This window comes from Parapusillimonas granuli, from assembly GCF_013416525.1.
GTDB classification, from domain to species: domain Bacteria; phylum Pseudomonadota; class Gammaproteobacteria; order Burkholderiales; family Burkholderiaceae_B; genus Parapusillimonas; species Parapusillimonas granuli.
The window spans coordinates 93424-108888 of the sequence record NZ_JACCEM010000011.1 but is presented as its reverse complement, the minus strand read 5'-3'; the positions used below and the strand labels follow the sequence as shown (position 1 = coordinate 108888).

The window sequence follows — 15465 nt, the reverse complement described above, 5'->3', positions numbered from 1 at the left end:
CCATGCAAGACGACAAGACAGGCTCCTCCATCTACCTGGTTCTCGACATGGAGAACGACCTGGTGCATGCCGACGGGCCCAACGGCAAGGCGGCATACGGCGAACAGGTGCGCGGCCGGCGGATACTGGAACATACCCGCCGCGCCATCGACAAGGCGCGCGCGGCGGGCGTGCCCATCGGTTTCGTGCGCGTCGGGTTCTCGCCGGACTACCGCGAATGCCCGCCGGCCTCGCCCATCTTTTCCGGCGCCCGCAAGAACGGGATCTTCAAGCTCGGGGAATGGGGTACGGAAGTCCACCCCGACCTGGGCCGGCAGCCGGGCGATCTCGATATCGTGAAACACCGGGTCAGCCCCTTCTATAGCACCACGCTGGAAGCCGTCCTGAGAGCCAAGGGGATACGCCGGATCTACTGCTCGGGCATCTCGACGAATGCGGTGGTGCAGGCGACGGTCCGCGAAGGGCACGATCGCGACTACGAAATGGTGGTGCTGGAAGACTGCTGCTGCGGCCTGAGCGCGGAAGAGCACGAGAACGCCATCAAGAGCCTGCAGCGGTTCTGCACCATCACCAATTCCCAGGACGTCGTTTTCGAGTAGCGGCATGGATGCACGGGTTGCGGCCATTTAGCAGGTAAACTCCGGGGTGTCGAGAATCACAGGCCCCAGTCGTTTCATTCCGGTCGGGCACGCAACTCAGGCTGAACCTATGGACTACAGAACGAAAGAAGAACAGGTTGCGGATTATCTGCGCGAGCGCATCATTTCGGGGGTCTATCCGCGGGGCTCCCGGCTGAAGCAGGCCGAGATCGCCGAGCAGCTGCAGCTGAGCATCACGCCGGTGCGCGAGGCGCTCAAGCTGCTGGAGGCCGAGGGCTATGTCGAGGGCGGTTCTTACCGGGGCGCCCGCGTCGTGCCATTCGACGAGGCCGCATCGAACGAGATCCTGCAGCTGCGCCTGATGCTCGAATCGCAACTGGTCCGCAGCGCGATCGAGAAGATCACGACGGACGACATCGACGAGCTGCGGGCGCTGGCGAAGGAGTTCGAGCAAGCTTTCGCGTCGGGCGACCGGGCGACGGCCCGGGGCATAAACTACCGGTTCCATCGCCGGCTCTACGATATTGCGGAACTGCCGCAAACACTGCATTTCGTCCAGATCCTGTGGGCGCGCTATCCGTTCGATCTCATCAATTCGGCGGAAGGGCGGGGCAAGGATGCGGTGGCGGAGCACGACGAGATCCTGCAGGCTTTCGCGGCCGGGGATGCGGCGGCGGCGATGCTGGCGATGCGGCGGCATATCGAATCAGGCTGGGCGGTGCTCCGGACGGTGCAGAAGGATGGGGCGTAGGCGCGGCGACGCCCCAGGCTCCGCTCACTCCACACTGAGCTTCAAATCCCTGATCACGCCTCCCCACCGGTCGATCTCCGTATTGAGAAACCGCCCGAATTCCCGCGGGCTCATGTTGCCCTCCGCATTGAAACTGTGCTTGGCCATCTGCTCACGCACATTCTGCTGCTGCAGCACCTTGTTGCTCACTTCATTGAGCCGATCGATGATGGCGGCCGGAGTGCCCGCCGGCGCAAAGATTCCGAACCAGGCAGTGATGTGCAGGTCCGGGTAGCCGGACTCGACCAGCGTCGGCACGTTCGGCAGTTCCGCCAGGCGATTCTTGCTCGTCACCGCAAGGGCGCGCAGTTTGCCGGCTTCGATGTGCGGAATCACCGCGCTGGGCGTCGAAAAATACATTTCGACATGGCCGCCGAGCAGATCGGAGACCGCCGGCCCGCCGCCCTTGTAGGCGACGCTGACGATGTCGACGCCAGCGCTTTTCTTGAAAAGCTCCCCGGCCAGGTGCGCCGTCGTGCCCACGCCGGAATTGGCGAAGTTGATGGTGGCCGGCTTCTTTTTCGCGAGTGCGATCAGTTCCTGTATGGATTGGGCGGGTACTTTGGGATTGACCACCAGCACCAGGGGCAGGGTCGCCGCCAGCGCGATGGGCGCCAAGTCCTTCTTGGTGTCGAAGGGCAGGTGCTTGTACAGCGTCGCATTGATGGGAAACGAGGTGATGGGCATCACGAGGGTATAGCCGTCGGGCGCGGCATGGGCGACATGGTTCACGCCCACGTTGCCGGCCCCGCCGGGCCGGTTCTCGACGATCACCGGCTGGCCCAGCTGCTTGGACATCTCGTCGGCCAGGAGGCGGGCGGTGAAGTCCGTGCCGCCTCCCGGCGCGACGGGTACGACGAGGTTGATCGGCTTGCTGGGGTAAGGGCTCGCGGCGGCAACGGAGCAGCCGGCCAGCAGGATGATCAAGCCTCGCTTTACAAGGGTGAATGGCCTTTGCATTGAATCAGTCTCCTATATTGGTTTAATAGTTGCATTATGCAGAATGCATTTTTATTCAGCCTTTCATTGCCACATCGCATCGTTGCAAGCTCGATGCGCGATATTCGCGCACATCAAAGGATTTCTGGAAGAAAGGCGGACGGAAAAACGGGGCGTCATATGCGCCCTGCTCTGTAAAATAATGCATTCTGCATTCAATGTCAAAGCTTATGCGCAGCGAGCGCGCAGCCCGTATGGCGCCGCCGCCCACGGAAGGAATCAGGCCGAAGGGGGAGGGTGTGTGCGAGCTCGCGCAAGCATGAGGCGATCGAGCGCATTGGCGAACGCGCGGCGGTCCGACTGGCTGAGCGCCGCGGGCCCCCCCGTGTCGACGCCCGCGCTGCGGAGCTCTTCCATCATGTCCCGTATTGCGAGGCGTTCGCGTATGGTGTCGGCGGTATAGCGCTCGCCCCGCGGACTGAGGGCGATTCCGCCTTTATCGAGGGTCTGGGCCGCCAGCGGGATATCGCTCGTTATGACGAGATCGCCGGGATTCAAGCGCTGGACGATGTAGTCGTCCGCCACATCGAAACCGCCTGGTACCTGGATGGCCCGCAGCCATGGGGAAGGAGGCGTGCGCAGCATCTGGTTGGCCACCAGCGTGAGATGCCGCCGCCATCGCTGCGCCGCCAGGTACAGGATGTCCCGGATGACGGCGGGACAGGCGTCGGCATCGACCCAGATGTGCATGCTATTGAGTTTTCAATGCGGATGGAGCGCCGGCGACGCCGGGTTCAGTACGTGCCCATGTAGTCCCGCTTGCCGATGGGCAGGCCGTTGTGGCGCAAGATGGCGTAGGCGGTCGTGACGTGGAAGAAGAACTGGGGCAGCCCGTAGTTCGCCAGATAGGTTTGGCCATCCAGCTTTTTCTCTTTCGGCGTGCCACGGCGAAGCACGATTTCCCTGGCCTCGCTGCCTTCAAACTGTTCGGGGCGGACGCTGTCCAGGAAGCCCAGCGTGCGGGCCAGGAGCGCGTCGAGATCCGCAAAGGTTTTTTCCGCGCCTTCGTAGGCGGGAACCTCGACACCGGCCAGACGGGCTGAAATCCCGCGCGCGAAATCGGAGGCCACCTGCACTTGCTTGATCAGGGGGTACATGTCCGGGAACAAACGCGCCTGAAGCAGAGCGTCCGGCTCGATGTTTCTTTCGGCGGCATGCGCGCCCGCCTGCGCCACGATGGCTTTCAGCGCCGTCAGCATTTGCTTGAAAACGGGCACGGAATGGATGTACATGGGATTGGTCATGGTTTTCCTTGATTCGGTTGAAGGCCAACCCGCACTGTAGCCCGAATCGGGCGCCGGCGCTGCGGCGTTTGTACGGTCATGGGATCAAGGGCCTTCGGGCGGCGGCGTTCGGCTCGATCGTCGGCCGGCATGCCTGTCGCGATGCCGGCCGATTGCAGGATGGTTAGTTGGCCACTTCCTGGTTGAAGCGCTCCACCCATTTCGCAATGTTGAGGTTCACCCACTTCTCGTCGAGCGTCACCATATCCTCCGGCTTGGGCATTTGAGCAGCCAGAGTCTCCGGAACCTTGGCGCCCTTGACCACCGGGCCCATGTTGGTATTGCTTGCAAGCTTTTCGTTTACGCTCTGCTCGAGCACGAAATTCACATATTGCGCGGCCAAATCTTCCTTGCCGCTTTTGATGATCGTCATGACGTCATAGTTCATGATGGCCGGCCGGGGGCTTACCACCGCGACAGGCAAGCCGGCGTCGGCGACGCGTTTGGCTGCCGCGGGCGTTCCCATCATGACTGCCGCTTCGCCCTGCGACAAAGCGGTACGCGCCTGGGCGTCCGAGGTATAGAAAATCGCGACCTGAGGCTTCAGCTTTACGAGCATCTCGAACCCCTTTTCATCGTCCGTCACGGAACCGCCGTTCGCCAGCGATGCGGTCATCAGGCTACGCCCCTGGTACATGGACATGGCTGGTATCGTGACCTTCCTGGCCAGGTCTTTGCGCGTCCATAAGTCGGTCCATTGCGTAATGGGTTCTTTGATCAAGTCGGTGCGATAGACGATCGAGATGGGATAGCCATAGGCGGCAACATAGTGCGAGGTCGAGGCGCCGGGCATGACGTTGGCGAGATTCGGAATCTTGTCTACCGGCAGGGGCACAAAGAGATCCGCGTCGGCAACGGCGCGTTCCGCGACCGATGCCGTGGTGAACCAGACGTCGGCGGGAGGCTTCGTCTTCATTGTCTGCAACTTGACGAGCCCCTCGCCGGACGAGGCCTGCGTCACCAGATTGACGTCGATGCCTGTCTTCTTCGTGAATTCCTTGCTGAGGTCGCGCAGGCCGGATTGCCAAGTGGTGCCCCAGGTCATGATATTGATGGACTTGTCTGCCGCAGCGGCCGGAGTGGCTGCACCGAAACCGGCTGCGAGCGCAAGTACTAGAATTTTATTGATGGGTTTAATCACAAATCGCTCCTTTGGTCTTTCTGTGGGGTGTAAAAAAGCATAGCGGCGCCGTTCGGAGCCTAGAGGTTCCCGGTGTGTCGCCGCTGGTCAAGCGCTCGGTTCAAGCTATACAAGAGATGGCTGCGAACCAGCTTTTCGGCACGCTTGCCGTCTCTGGCTCTCAAGGCATCGATGATTTCCTGGTGTTGTTTGAGCGCTGTTTGGGTATGGCGTTTCTGGTAGTGCAGCAGTTGGGAGGCATGCAGGAAGAACTCCTGGAATCCCTCCACCATGTGGATGAGCCGGGGGGCCCGGGACGCTTTCAGAATCGCTCCATGAAAGAGGTTATTGAGTTCCGTGCGCCGTTCGTAGTCATTCAGCTCGAGTGCGCGATGCCTATCCTGGATGGCTTGGAGTTCTTGCACCTCTTCGTCAGTGATGCGTTCGGCGGCCAGCCGCGCAGCCGTCCCTTCCAAGGCCTCGCGAATGGCATAGATGTCTTCCAGCTCATGCGTCATGTCCACCACTTCAACGCCGCCATAAGGCAAGGGCTGGACCAGCTGATCATTGATCAGGCGCGAGATCGCCTCGCGAACCGGCGTTCGACTCACTTCCAGCTTTGCGGCCAGTTCCAGCTCCACCAGCCGAGTGCGCGCGGGCAGGCCGCCGTCCATGATGGCCGTCCTCAGGCGGCGGTAGATTTGATCGGCCGCGCGCACTGCCGGCGTGGCGGTTGGCAACAGAGACATGGCTTCGTCTTTTATTTGTTTCATGGCTTGCGTATTAAAGTGGTTGGGCGTCCGGCAGTCGTTTTCGTTTCTGCCGGGCGCAAACGGCCGCAGTGCTAAGTGCACCGTGCGTTGCTAGTGTATTGGGCTCAGCAACCACGTCAAGGCAGCACATTTCAGTCCCGGTGGCTCGTGGCGTCGGGTGGCGACAGCCGGCGAACGAGCGCATTCCATTCCAGGGTCAGCGACGAGTTCTCCGGGTCGCGCCGGTGTTTTTCCACGCTGACCTCATACTGCCTTGCGGTGTGTTCGCATACGTCCGCCGGCACTTCCGATATGGGCATGCCGGTAGCCTGGAAAGCGATTTGGGCCTGGCAGGCGCATTCCAGGTTGCGCATGAGGATGAAGGCCTCCGCCACATCGCGGCCCAAGGTCAGCATGCCGTGGTTGCGCAATATCAAGGTTCTGTGCGTGGGACCTAAATCCTTGACGAGGCGTTCGCGCTCGGTGAGATTCAGGGCGATGCCCTCGAAGTCGTGATATGCCACGCGGTCATAGAATTGATAAGACCACTGGTTCGCGGGCACCAGGCCGCAAGCCAGCGATGAAACCGCGACACCCGCCACAGTGTGCAGGTGCACGACGCAGCCCGCGTCCTCTCGGGCGCCGTGAATGGCGCTGTGGATGGTGAAGCCGGCGGCGTTCACGTTATGGGGAGTGTCTTCGATGATCTCGCCGTCGACGCCGATCTTCACCAGGGACGAAGCCGTTACGTCGCGAAAAAGCACGCCGTGTGGATTCAGAAGGAACTGGTCATGATGACCCGGCACCCTCGCGGAAATGTGAGTCCAAATACTGTCTTCGAATCCCAGCAGAGCCACCAGCCGATAGGCGGCGGCCAGATCTTCGCGAACCTTGCGTTCATCGTCGGACCAGTTTTTCTTTGGCATGTGAATGTTTCCCTATAGCACTGCGGTTGCGGCAATTTCGACTAGATAGCCGGGGGCGAGTTTCGATTCCACGCATGCGCGTGCCGGAGCATTGCGGGGGGCGACCCAGCCATCCCAGACGCTGTTCATCGCGGCGGCGCTGTTCATGTCGGATAGCCAGATGGTGGCTTGTACGAGGCGTCGTTTGTCGATTCCGGCACTTGCCAGCAAGGAATCCAGCTGCGCCAGGATGTCAGCCGTCTGGCCGGCAACGTCCAGACGGGTGTCCCGGCTGACCTGCCCAGCGATGTAGACAGTGCTGTTGGCGACGACGACCGGACTGTAGCGTTGTTTCGGATTCAGGCGCTCGATGGGAGCGGATGTGGCTTGGGTCATGGTGGTGTTCCTGTATCGATCAGTATGGTTGCGGTGTGTTTATAGGGTTCGGCTTCCGGCTGTAAGTGGCCTTACGTGGCCAGGAACGGGAACTCGATGCCAGGGTCCCGTCCGGTCATGAGTGTGGCCAGGGCTTTGGCGGAGCCGGCGCTCTGGGTCCAGCCCAGCGTTCCATGGCCCGCGTTGATCCACAGGCCTTTGATCTTCGTGCCTCCGATAAGCGGTACGCTGCTGGGCGTGGCCGGGCGCAGGCCCGCCCAATAGCAGGGATCGCCGCCGTCTTCCATGCTGCGTGTGTCGCAGGCGCCGGGAAAAATGGCGTCGATCCGTTGCGCAAGGGCATGGCAGCGTATCTTCGCGATCCGGGTGTTCAAGCTGCGGTCATAACCGGCTATGGCCACGGTGCCGGCCACACGGATGCGGTCACCCAGGCGGCTGAGCGCCAATCGCTTGTCCTCGACGACCGATGCCCAGGGCGCGCGGTCGCCGTCGAGAATCGGAAAGGACGCGCTATAGCCCAGACCTGGATAGATGGGCGCATCCAGCCCCACGGTTCGCAACAGTCGCGGCGTGAACACGCCTGCGGCCACGACGATCGCGTCGGCACGCCACCGTGCGGGGATGCTTGACGGGCCCGCTTCCTGAACGATCACGCCCGTTTGCATACCGCCCTCTTGCTGGAGGCTGTGAACCTTCGTGTCCCAGGAAAAGGAAACACCTCTTTTCACGCAGGCCCGGGCCAACGCTTCTGTGAATAGATATGCATTTCCCGTCTCGTCGCTGTTGCTGTAGCTGCCTCCCGCGATTTGATCCTTGTAAGAGTGCAATGCAGGTTCGATCGACACCAGTTCTTCTGTGCTCACAAAGCGGCGGTCCACGCCGAGCGCCCGATAGAACGGCTCTGCGGAGCGTGCGGCGTTGAACGCTGCGGCATCGGAGTAGAAATGCACGATTCCCTTTTGCAGGCGCGCATACTGAATAGGCACTTGCTCCAGTATCTCGTGCAGCGCCTGGTGGCTATAGCGCCCCAATGCGAATATGCGGCGGAAATTTCGTTCATACGCGGCATCCGAACACTGAGTCAGGAACTGAAGGCACCAGCGCCACTGGCGCCAGTCTAGCCGCGGGCGCAGCAACAGCGGCGCGCCAGCGTCGAACATCCAGCGCAATGCCAGCCAGGGCGCCCTTTTATTGGCCCAGGGTGCGCTGTAGCTTGGCGAAATCTGCCCTGCGTTGGCGAAGCTGGTCTCCAGCGCCGGGCCGGAGCGGCCATCTATCACGTGAACATCCCAACCGCTTTGGCGCATATACCAAGCGGTACAGACACCCACTACCCCGGCACCGATCACGATTGCTTTCATGCTTGTATCCTGCCTCGTTGGCGCTTCAATAGCCACGGGCCCGGTCGACCCAGGTCCGTGGCCGCCCACCGGCACGGATGGCCAGCAGGTTGTCCAGCATCTGCCGCACGATTTGGTCATTCGGTGTACGGGCGCCTACATGCGGCGTCACGGTTATGCGCGGATGCTTCCAATACGGATGCTCGGGCGGTAGCGGTTCTTCGTGGAATACGTCCAGCGTGGCATGGGCAAGGAGCCCGGTGTCCAATGCAGAAAGGAGGGCGTCCTGATCCACGTGTTCGCCTCGGGAAGCGTTGATGACATGCGCATGCGGCGGCAATTGGCGAAGCACGCGCTCCCCGATGAAACCCTGGGTATCCGGAGTGAGCGGCAGCAGGCAGACCAGGGTGTCGCAGCCACTCAGGAAATCTTCCAGAGACTCGGGTCCCGCGAACTGCGTCAGTGCGGCCGGCATGTTCAGCTTGATATCGCGCGCCCAGCCGCGCACTTGAAACCCCAATTCCAGCAGTGTCCCGGCGCATGCCGCCCCGAGCTGACCCTGCCCCGCGATGCCCACGCAGTGTTCGCCGGCGGACTGCATCGGGTGCCGCAGCCATCGCCCTTCGGTTTGTTGAGCGGCATAGGCTTTGAATTGCCGCTGCTGGTTGAGGACCGCCCAGGCCACATAGCCTGACATGGCTCTGGACATGTGAGAATCGGTGACGCGGCAGACGGACAGGTCATCGGGCAGGCTCCGCAGGGCGGGATGCAGGTGGTCAGTTCCTGCTCCAAGCGACTGAATCAGTTCGAGCTTCGGATAGCGATGCAGGGCGTCGGGAGCGGGGTACCAGCAAAGCGCGACATCCACCACGGCAGGATCCGTGACCTGATCCGGCGATAGCCACGCCACTTCAGGCGCGACCCGCAGGAACGCGTCGGCCAGGAAGGCGTGCAGGTCGAGCACCGTGCTTTCCGCTACGACCGTTATCGCCTTCAGTGGCTCGGTCCCTGCGCTTGTCGAGAGCATATCCATATGCGCGCGCCCGATTGTCAGGCGACCACGGGAGTGGTTGCCCGCACTTCCGGACGGTCCCACACCGAAGCATAGGCTGCGGCAAGCCGCGGATAGCGAGTACGCCAGCCGAAGTCCGCATAGCGCAGGTCGAGGTAGCCCAACGCTGCAATGGTCGCAATCTCGCCGACATTGAGCGGCGCTCCGGGTACCGGCGCAGCAAATTCATCCTGCAGCGCCTCCAAGGCCGCTTCAAGCTTTTCCATTTGTGCGGCCGTCCAGTCGGGCCAACGCAAACCCTCGGGGCGAAGCGCATTTTCATATCGCAGCCCGACAGCAACGTCTAGAATCCCGTCGGCCAGCGCCTGCTGACGCAGCAGACGCCAGCGACCTGCGCCTTGTGCGGGCAGCACCGCGTCGTCGGGAGCCAAGGCGCATAAATACTCCGCTATCACCTTGGAGTCGACCAGGGCCAGCCCATCGTCAGTGATCAGGGTGGGGACTTTTCCCAAGGGGTTGCGTGCGGTGATGCGCGGGTCCCGCTTGAGCGGACTGGCTGCGCTGGGTAACCACTCAATGCAATGGTCGAGGCCCAGGGCATGCGCGAGCAGCACGGTCTTGCGCACAAATGGCGAGGAAGTGGAATAGAGCAGCTGCATCTTCTTTATCGTTGTCGATGAATGTTCAGAGTGATGGAAATCCGCATTGCTGCTATACGACGGCGCGATCGGGTGCAGCGGCGCGCGACACATAGCCAGGCAGCAAAGGCTCATAGACTTTCCAGAGCGACGCCAACGCATCGAGCGGTTCGGACTGGTCGTCTATGCGTAAATCGACGATCGGCCAACTCTGGCAATCGGACACTTGTATGCCGGCGGATCGCAATACCCTGGTTTCACCTCCTTGGCGAAGTCCCGCCTGCAGCGCCAGAATCAGCCGCTCGCTCAGCGAACAGCCGGATGCCTCGGCAAACGCATCGACCATGGCTTGCGGCACGCCGTCATTGGCGAGCAGGTTGCCTGCCGCGGCGCAGCCGGAGCCGATTGCGCTTGCCACCGTAGGTAGCGCTGAGGCACCCGTGTGCTGCGCCACCCGGCCTCGACTATCGATCACCTGCAGCTGGCGGTATGCCTGGCCTGGATCACCCGCTACCAGCATCGCCACCACCTGGCTGGCAGTTTGGTCCCGCATCAGCAGGTCGAGACCCATGGGTCCCAAAGCCGGGTCGGTGAGGTTCTGTGTGGCGACGGCGCCCACACCGGCACGGGTCCATGCGCACCGGCTGGCCACACAGACGCTGGACGAGGTCACCGCGACGCCAAACTGGCCGGTGAGTTCGCAATGTGCAACGATGGAGAACGTCATGTGTACAGCTCCTCCTGGATAGGCGCCAATGGACCGATGTGGCGATAGGCGCGGTCCGCGTACAGCAGCCCGCCTCGCGCACTGGACGCGACCTGTTCTACTCGGCCGATCAGAATGTAGTGGCTGCCGAAAGGCATTTCGCCCGCCAGAGTGCAGTTGAAGCTCGCCAGTGCTCCGCGCAATTGCGGGGCGCCGTTCTCGACTTCATCCCACTCGGCGCAGGCGAAGCGATTACTGCGCCATTGCGCGATTCGCCCCGCGAAGCTGTCCGCAACATGGGTTTGGTCGGTGGCCAGCAAATTGACGCATACGCGCCGGTTTTCCCGGATGAGCTTCAACACGGGGCTTGCCTGGTGAACGCATGCCAACACGCTGGGAGGGTCGGCCGATAATGAGCAGAACGCGCTGACGGTGACGCCGCCCCGTCCGGCTGGCCCGTCGGTCGTCAAGACAGTCACCGACGCGGCCGCATGGCGCATGGCATGCAAGAAGTCGCTGCGCAGTGTCCCGGCATCGCATATCGTTCCGGCGTGGCGATCCTCTCGGGAGCGAGTGGAACCATCGAGGGCGCAAATCATGTCGAAACTCCTTTTGAAGCGCAATCTGGAAGAATTGGTTGGATCGCAATGGCCATGGGTTACTCGACACGGAACATGCGATTGAGGCCCACCATGCGGCTCGCCAGCAGCACCAGCCCGGTGGAGATCGCGATCAGTATTACCGCCATGGCAGCCACCGTCGGATCATCGAAGTCCCGGATATAGCTATAGCCTTCCACGGGAAGCGGCGAAACCTTGGTGGTTGAAAGAAAGACCGAAATAGAGAAATTGTCGATGGCTTCGACGAACACGAAAGTTCCGCCCGCAAGCAAGCCGGGACGCAATTGCGGCAGCACGATTCTCCAGAAGACGGACCAGTTGCTCGCGCCCAGATTACGAGCGACTTCTTCGAGTTCGGGGCGCAGCCCGTGCATATTCGCGACCAGAGCCCGGACGCCGAAGGGGATACTGAAGCACGTCATGCCGATCACCAAGCCGGTGAAGCCGGGACCGACGCCGATGGCGCTCAGATAAATCAACAAGGCAATACCCGACACCACGCCGGGAATGACGATGGGCGACATGATCAAGGCGTTGACAAGATTCTGTCCGCGGAATTCGCAACGCACCAATGCGTATGCCGTCGGGATGGAGATGACGATGCTCAGCGGCGTGACAATCGCCGCCATCTTCATGCTGACCCAGAACGCATTCATGAAGCGTTCATTTTCGAAGAAGTTGACGAACCACTTCAAGGACAGGCCGGTCATCGGCAGTGAAAAATAGGCGCTGGGGTTGAAGGAGTAGAGGATGATGAAAAGCACCGGTCCCAGCATGAATGCGGCCGTGAACAACGCCACGGTCAGCGTCCCCGGGCCGTATATCTTGAAGTCCTTATGCATGCTGAATCCCTGCTGGCTGATGGTGGCGCACGACCATGCGCTGCATGGTTGCGAATGCCCAAACGAAGAACAGCGCCACAATGAGGAAGATCGTTGCCGTGGCGGCCGCAAATGGAAAATCGAAGCTTGTGAATATGTGCTCGTAGATGCTATTGGCCACCATCCGGACACGTCCGCCGCCCAGAATCAAAGGGAACACGAACGAACTCAAGGCCAATGCAAAGGCCAGCGAACTGGCGGAGATGATGCCCGGCAAGGACAATGGCAGGGTGACGAGCAGGAAGGATTGCGGACGCGATGCCCCCAGGTTGATCGCCGCCTCTTCGTAAGCCGGATTGATGTTCTTCAGAGGCCCCATCATCGTAAGCACGAAAAAGGGCAGAATGAAATGGAGCAGGGCGATGAACACCCCGAGCTCGTTGTAGACCAGTTGCAAAGGCTCGGCGATTACGGAAAGTTTCATCAATACGGTGTTGACTGCGCCATTGTTTCCGAGCAGGATCAGCCAGGCATACGCGCGCGTGACCGATCCCGACAGGAAGGTCATCACAATGGAGACCAGCAGGAAGTTTCGCAGCGCACTGCATTGTGTTCGCACGATGATGTACGCCACTGGATAGCCCAGCAGGAAGGAAGCGATCATGAGCTTCGTGGAAATCCATAAGGTGTCCCAAAGCACATTGAGATCGGTGGCCGACGTGAAGTAGCGCTGGTAGTTGGCCAATGTGATCTTGTCGCCGAGCTGTGCGGTGCCTGGAATGGCTTCTAGAAAGCTGGTGTTGAGGAATACCGCATAGGCGCTGAAAAACAGCCCCATGACGACAAACGCCGGAGCCAGATTCCATGGCGAGGCGCGATGCACAAGAGGGTCTTTAGCAGGGGCCATCGCTCATCGCTCCAGTATCACGCAGTCGTCCATGTGCGCCACGAGATGAACCGGCTGCCCGCGGGACCATAAGGCATCGGTCTGGCTGCGCGGCTGTTCCACCATGACCGTCCCGAACCCGGGGACTTCCACTTCATAGTTCACGACATTGCCGAGGTTCACGCAGTATCCGACAGTGCCTTTGAGCATGATGGAGTCGTCGCCTTGCTGGACGGCGTCCGCCGCGATGGCGCGCATGGCGCTCGGGCGCACTGCGATGCGCACGTCCGCCCCTGCGGAAAAACCGCCCCTTCTCAACATGCGGCCGGCCGTGCCGTCGGCCAGCTGAACCTCGCATGCACGGTCGTCATGCGAAGAAACGCGACCCTGCAGGATGTTCGAGCTGCCGATGAAGGTCGCCACGAAGTGTGATTTCGGCGTGTCATAAATTTCCAGCGGCGTGCCGAACTGTTCGAGCACACCGTGATTCATGACGGCGACATAGTCCGAGATCACCATGGCTTCCTGCTGGTCGTGCGTCACGCAAACCGTCGTCACACCGACGCTCTCCTGCAGCTTGCGCAATTCGACCTGCATCTCTTCGCGCAGATTCTTGTCGAGCGCTCCGAAGGGTTCGTCGAGCAGAAGCACCTTGGGGTCGGTCACCAGAGCGCGAGCCAATGCGGCCCGCTGCTGTTGGCCGCCGGAAAGCTGCGCGGGCACGCGATCGGCCAGATGCGACAGCTTGACCATCTCGAGCGCTTCCATGGCTCTTTGCTTGGCCTGTGCCTTGGGCACTTTTCGCATCTTCAAGCCGAACATCACGTTCTCGGCCACAGTCATGTGCGGAAAGAGCGCATAGTTCTGGAAGACCATGGCGGTTTGGCGCTGAAAAGGCGGCACCGCCGCGACATCCACGCCGTCGAGCAGAATGCTGCCTTCGCTGGCGCCGATGAAGCCGGCGATGATGCGCAGCAGCGTAGACTTGCCGCACCCACTGGGGCCCAGCAGCGTCAGCAGGGCACCGGGTGGAACGTTGAGGTGAATGTCTTTCAACGCATGGAAAGCACCATAATGTTTATGGATATGACGGATTTCCAGGCCCACGCCTTGCGGGCCGCTTTTCAAACTGGACATACGGTCAGCTCCAATTAGGCAGGCAGCGCCACCCCGGCGAGTTTCGCCGCGCGAGCCATCGAGCTCTTGCGGTCAAAACTGTTGTACAGGGACATGGCTTGCACCGATGGAGGACTTTCGGCGAACATCGCATACGCACACATGCGGCCGCCGAAGCTGGTCGCCGTCAACTCCGCTGCCAGGTTGAGGACTTTCAGGCGCTCGGCCGCGGACACCTTTCCGATCCGGAAATACTTCTGCACGTCGGGTCCGGTCAGCGGGCTGTCGAGCATTGCTTCGTCCGGCTGCATGACCGCGGTTCCACCGGCAAGGTCACGCAGTATCTGCGCCATCTCGTAGAAATGGCTCGAGGCATAGACGCGGCCGGCGTTCTGGATAGATAGATTGGGAACTACCATTCCGCTCTCGCTGACCTGATATTCCGATTCCGAAGCGAAGATGAAGGCACGGATGGTTTCGCGATACCCCATCAGCTTAGAGATCTTTTCGCGGATCGGGGGAACATTGGCCAGCCCGGTGTGCTCGGTGATCAAGAGCGCGGCGCCCACCAGTATGTCCGCCTTGGCATAGGAGCGATTCAGGAAGCCCTGTGCCGCCCAATTATGCAGGTCCTGGCGAATGAGCGCCGCCAATTCCGGCTTGCGTGAAAAGATGACGTTTTCCCAAGGCACGAATACATCGTCGAATACGATGAGCGTGTCCAGTTCATCGAACCGCGAAGACAAGGGCCTGTCGAACCCATTGGGTGTTTCGAAGTGGGGTGCGCGGCAGATGTGGCGCAGATTGGGTGAATTCAGCGGGACGATGCAGGCCACGGCATAGTCGGTGTTCTCGGGCACCCAGGCCCCGACCGTTGGTTTGACGAAAGCCGCATGTGCATAACATGCGCCGGTTTCGAATTTCGCGCCACGGATCACAATGCCGTCTTCCCGTTCTTCCACGACACGGGTAAACAGGTCGGGGTCATCCTGCTGGAACGGCTGCTTGCTGCGATCGCCTTTGGGATCCGTGTTGCCCGAGGTCAGGAACCAGTTGTTGCGTTGCAGTTTCTTTAGCCAATTGACGGCATTCTGATGATAGCGTGTGTCGTATTTGTCGAGCAGCGCCTTGCGGTCCTGCATCACAAACAGAGGGGTGACGGTTTCGTCGCCGAAGCGGTCAATTACCGGGCTTACCTCGTTGAGGATCGCGGCGGTCATTTCGCGCCGATTGCGCAGGTCTTCAATGGTGTCCGGCGATTTGTAGACGCGGCTACAGAGCTCTCCGTCTTCATTCACGAACCCGAATATATCCCTATAGCGCTCGTCATGCTGAAGATCATAGAGCTTGGCCATGGTGTCGATCATGGGGCGGATTGCAGGGTGGGTCGTGACGTCGTCCACTTGTTTGCCGCCTATGAATACTTGGCGTCCGTCCTTGAGGGATTCGCGATACTGCTGGCCGTTCATCAGTGCCATGGTT

At 60.9% G+C, this 15465-nt stretch carries 18 protein-coding genes; 2 read left to right on the top strand and 16 right to left on the bottom strand.

Features of this window, described 5'->3' with window-relative positions; genetic code table 11:
- Nucleotides 1–2: 2 nt before the first annotated feature.
- Both H0A72_RS18990 and H0A72_RS18985 read left to right on the top strand, forming a co-directional pair.
- Nucleotides 3–599 (top strand): cysteine hydrolase family protein, encoded by a 597-nt coding sequence (locus H0A72_RS18990; protein WP_180158074.1) that lies wholly within the window; start codon nt 3–5, stop codon nt 597–599.
- A 109-nt stretch (nt 600–708) separates the two neighbouring features.
- The gene (locus H0A72_RS18985) at nt 709–1350 is read left to right on the top strand and encodes a GntR family transcriptional regulator (RefSeq protein ID WP_180158073.1); all 642 of its coding nucleotides are present in this window, start codon (nt 709–711) and stop codon (nt 1348–1350) included.
- Between the two features lie 24 nt (nt 1351–1374).
- Here the strand turns inward: H0A72_RS18985 and H0A72_RS18980 are convergent, their stop codons facing one another.
- The 16 genes from H0A72_RS18980 to H0A72_RS18905 all read right to left on the bottom strand — a co-directional run bounded on the left by H0A72_RS18980 (nt 1375) and on the right by H0A72_RS18905 (nt 15461).
- Nucleotides 1375–2349 carry a Bug family tripartite tricarboxylate transporter substrate binding protein gene (locus H0A72_RS18980; RefSeq protein WP_180158072.1) on the bottom strand — a complete coding sequence of 325 codons (975 nt, stop codon included), beginning with the start codon at nt 2347–2349 and terminating at the stop codon, nt 1375–1377.
- 258 nt (nt 2350–2607) lie between these two features.
- On the bottom strand, nt 2608–3078 hold the full coding sequence (locus tag H0A72_RS18975; protein WP_180158071.1) for a YaiI/YqxD family protein: 471 nt from the start codon (nt 3076–3078) through the stop codon (nt 2608–2610).
- Between the two features lie 44 nt (nt 3079–3122).
- Nucleotides 3123–3632, bottom strand: coding sequence for a DUF1993 domain-containing protein (locus H0A72_RS18970; protein WP_180158070.1), 510 nt, complete (start codon nt 3630–3632; stop codon nt 3123–3125).
- Between the two features lie 163 nt (nt 3633–3795).
- Nucleotides 3796–4812, bottom strand: coding sequence for an extracellular solute-binding protein (locus tag H0A72_RS18965; protein WP_180158069.1), 1017 nt, complete (start codon nt 4810–4812; stop codon nt 3796–3798).
- 59 nt (nt 4813–4871) lie between these two features.
- Complete coding sequence (locus tag H0A72_RS18960) at nt 4872–5564, bottom strand: GntR family transcriptional regulator (RefSeq protein ID WP_180158068.1); 693 nt, start codon at nt 5562–5564, stop codon at nt 4872–4874.
- Between the two features lie 131 nt (nt 5565–5695).
- Nucleotides 5696–6469, bottom strand: coding sequence for a class II aldolase/adducin family protein (locus H0A72_RS18955; protein WP_180158067.1), 774 nt, complete (start codon nt 6467–6469; stop codon nt 5696–5698).
- 12 nt (nt 6470–6481) lie between these two features.
- Entirely contained in the window at nt 6482–6844 is a 363-nt protein-coding gene (locus H0A72_RS18950; RefSeq protein ID WP_180158066.1) for a RidA family protein, read from the bottom strand.
- A 71-nt stretch (nt 6845–6915) separates the two neighbouring features.
- Nucleotides 6916–8205 (bottom strand): D-amino acid dehydrogenase, encoded by a 1290-nt coding sequence (locus H0A72_RS18945; RefSeq protein ID WP_180158065.1) that lies wholly within the window; start codon nt 8203–8205, stop codon nt 6916–6918.
- Between the two features lie 25 nt (nt 8206–8230).
- Nucleotides 8231–9148 carry an NAD(P)-dependent oxidoreductase gene (locus H0A72_RS18940; protein WP_180158064.1) on the bottom strand — a complete coding sequence of 306 codons (918 nt, stop codon included), beginning with the start codon at nt 9146–9148 and terminating at the stop codon, nt 8231–8233.
- A gap of 86 nt (nt 9149–9234) precedes the next feature.
- Nucleotides 9235–9855, bottom strand: a complete 621-nt coding sequence (locus H0A72_RS18935) for a glutathione S-transferase family protein (protein ID WP_180158063.1) — start codon at nt 9853–9855, stop codon at nt 9235–9237.
- A 52-nt stretch (nt 9856–9907) separates the two neighbouring features.
- Nucleotides 9908–10561: a DUF1028 domain-containing protein gene (locus H0A72_RS18930; RefSeq protein ID WP_180158062.1), complete on the bottom strand. Its 654-nt coding sequence runs from the start codon at nt 10559–10561 to the stop codon at nt 9908–9910.
- The gene (locus H0A72_RS18925) at nt 10558–11040 is read right to left on the bottom strand and encodes a flavin reductase family protein (protein ID WP_246436839.1); all 483 of its coding nucleotides are present in this window, start codon (nt 11038–11040) and stop codon (nt 10558–10560) included. Before H0A72_RS18925 ends, H0A72_RS18930 begins: the two co-directional genes overlap by 4 nt.
- Nucleotides 11041–11198: 158 nt before the next feature.
- Nucleotides 11199–11936: an ABC transporter permease gene (locus tag H0A72_RS18920; RefSeq protein WP_180158060.1), complete on the bottom strand. Its 738-nt coding sequence runs from the start codon at nt 11934–11936 to the stop codon at nt 11199–11201.
- A gap of 58 nt (nt 11937–11994) precedes the next feature.
- Nucleotides 11995–12888, bottom strand: a complete 894-nt coding sequence (locus tag H0A72_RS18915; RefSeq protein ID WP_180158059.1) for an ABC transporter permease — start codon at nt 12886–12888, stop codon at nt 11995–11997.
- Nucleotides 12889–12891: 3 nt separating this feature from the next.
- The gene (locus tag H0A72_RS18910; protein WP_180158058.1) at nt 12892–14004 is read right to left on the bottom strand and encodes an ABC transporter ATP-binding protein; all 1113 of its coding nucleotides are present in this window, start codon (nt 14002–14004) and stop codon (nt 12892–12894) included.
- A 14-nt stretch (nt 14005–14018) separates the two neighbouring features.
- Entirely contained in the window at nt 14019–15461 is a 1443-nt protein-coding gene (locus H0A72_RS18905) for a 4-hydroxyphenylacetate 3-hydroxylase family protein (protein WP_180158057.1), read from the bottom strand.
- Between the last annotated feature and the right edge of the window lie 4 nt (nt 15462–15465).

Excerpts from the sequence above, each read along its gene's own strand:
- H0A72_RS18985 (WP_180158073.1), top strand. The coding sequence starts at position 709 with ATGGACTACAGAACGAAAGAAGAACAGGTTGCGGATTATCTGCGCGAG.
- H0A72_RS18990 (WP_180158074.1), top strand. The coding sequence starts at position 3 with ATGCAAGACGACAAGACAGGCTCCTCCATCTACCTGGTTCTCGACATG.
- H0A72_RS18910 (WP_180158058.1), bottom strand. The coding sequence starts at position 14,004 with ATGTCCAGTTTGAAAAGCGGCCCGCAAGGCGTGGGCCTGGAAATCCGT.
- H0A72_RS18920 (WP_180158060.1), bottom strand. The coding sequence starts at position 11,936 with ATGCTGGGACCGGTGCTTTTCATCATCCTCTACTCCTTCAACCCCAGC.
- H0A72_RS18960 (WP_180158068.1), bottom strand. The coding sequence starts at position 5,564 with ATGAAACAAATAAAAGACGAAGCCATGTCTCTGTTGCCAACCGCCACG.
- H0A72_RS18935 (WP_180158063.1), bottom strand. The coding sequence starts at position 9,855 with ATGCAGCTGCTCTATTCCACTTCCTCGCCATTTGTGCGCAAGACCGTG.
- H0A72_RS18970 (WP_180158070.1), bottom strand. The coding sequence starts at position 3,632 with ATGACCAATCCCATGTACATCCATTCCGTGCCCGTTTTCAAGCAAATG.
- H0A72_RS18955 (WP_180158067.1), bottom strand. The coding sequence starts at position 6,469 with ATGCCAAAGAAAAACTGGTCCGACGATGAACGCAAGGTTCGCGAAGAT.
- H0A72_RS18905 (WP_180158057.1), bottom strand. The coding sequence starts at position 15,461 with ATGGCACTGATGAACGGCCAGCAGTATCGCGAATCCCTCAAGGACGGA.
- H0A72_RS18925 (WP_246436839.1), bottom strand. The coding sequence starts at position 11,040 with ATGCGCCATGCGGCCGCGTCGGTGACTGTCTTGACGACCGACGGGCCA.
- H0A72_RS18945 (WP_180158065.1), bottom strand. The coding sequence starts at position 8,205 with ATGAAAGCAATCGTGATCGGTGCCGGGGTAGTGGGTGTCTGTACCGCT.
- H0A72_RS18980 (WP_180158072.1), bottom strand. The coding sequence starts at position 2,349 with ATGCAAAGGCCATTCACCCTTGTAAAGCGAGGCTTGATCATCCTGCTG.
- H0A72_RS18915 (WP_180158059.1), bottom strand. The coding sequence starts at position 12,888 with ATGGCCCCTGCTAAAGACCCTCTTGTGCATCGCGCCTCGCCATGGAAT.
- H0A72_RS18975 (WP_180158071.1), bottom strand. The coding sequence starts at position 3,078 with ATGCACATCTGGGTCGATGCCGACGCCTGTCCCGCCGTCATCCGGGAC.
- H0A72_RS18930 (WP_180158062.1), bottom strand. The coding sequence starts at position 10,561 with ATGACGTTCTCCATCGTTGCACATTGCGAACTCACCGGCCAGTTTGGC.
- H0A72_RS18950 (WP_180158066.1), bottom strand. The coding sequence starts at position 6,844 with ATGACCCAAGCCACATCCGCTCCCATCGAGCGCCTGAATCCGAAACAA.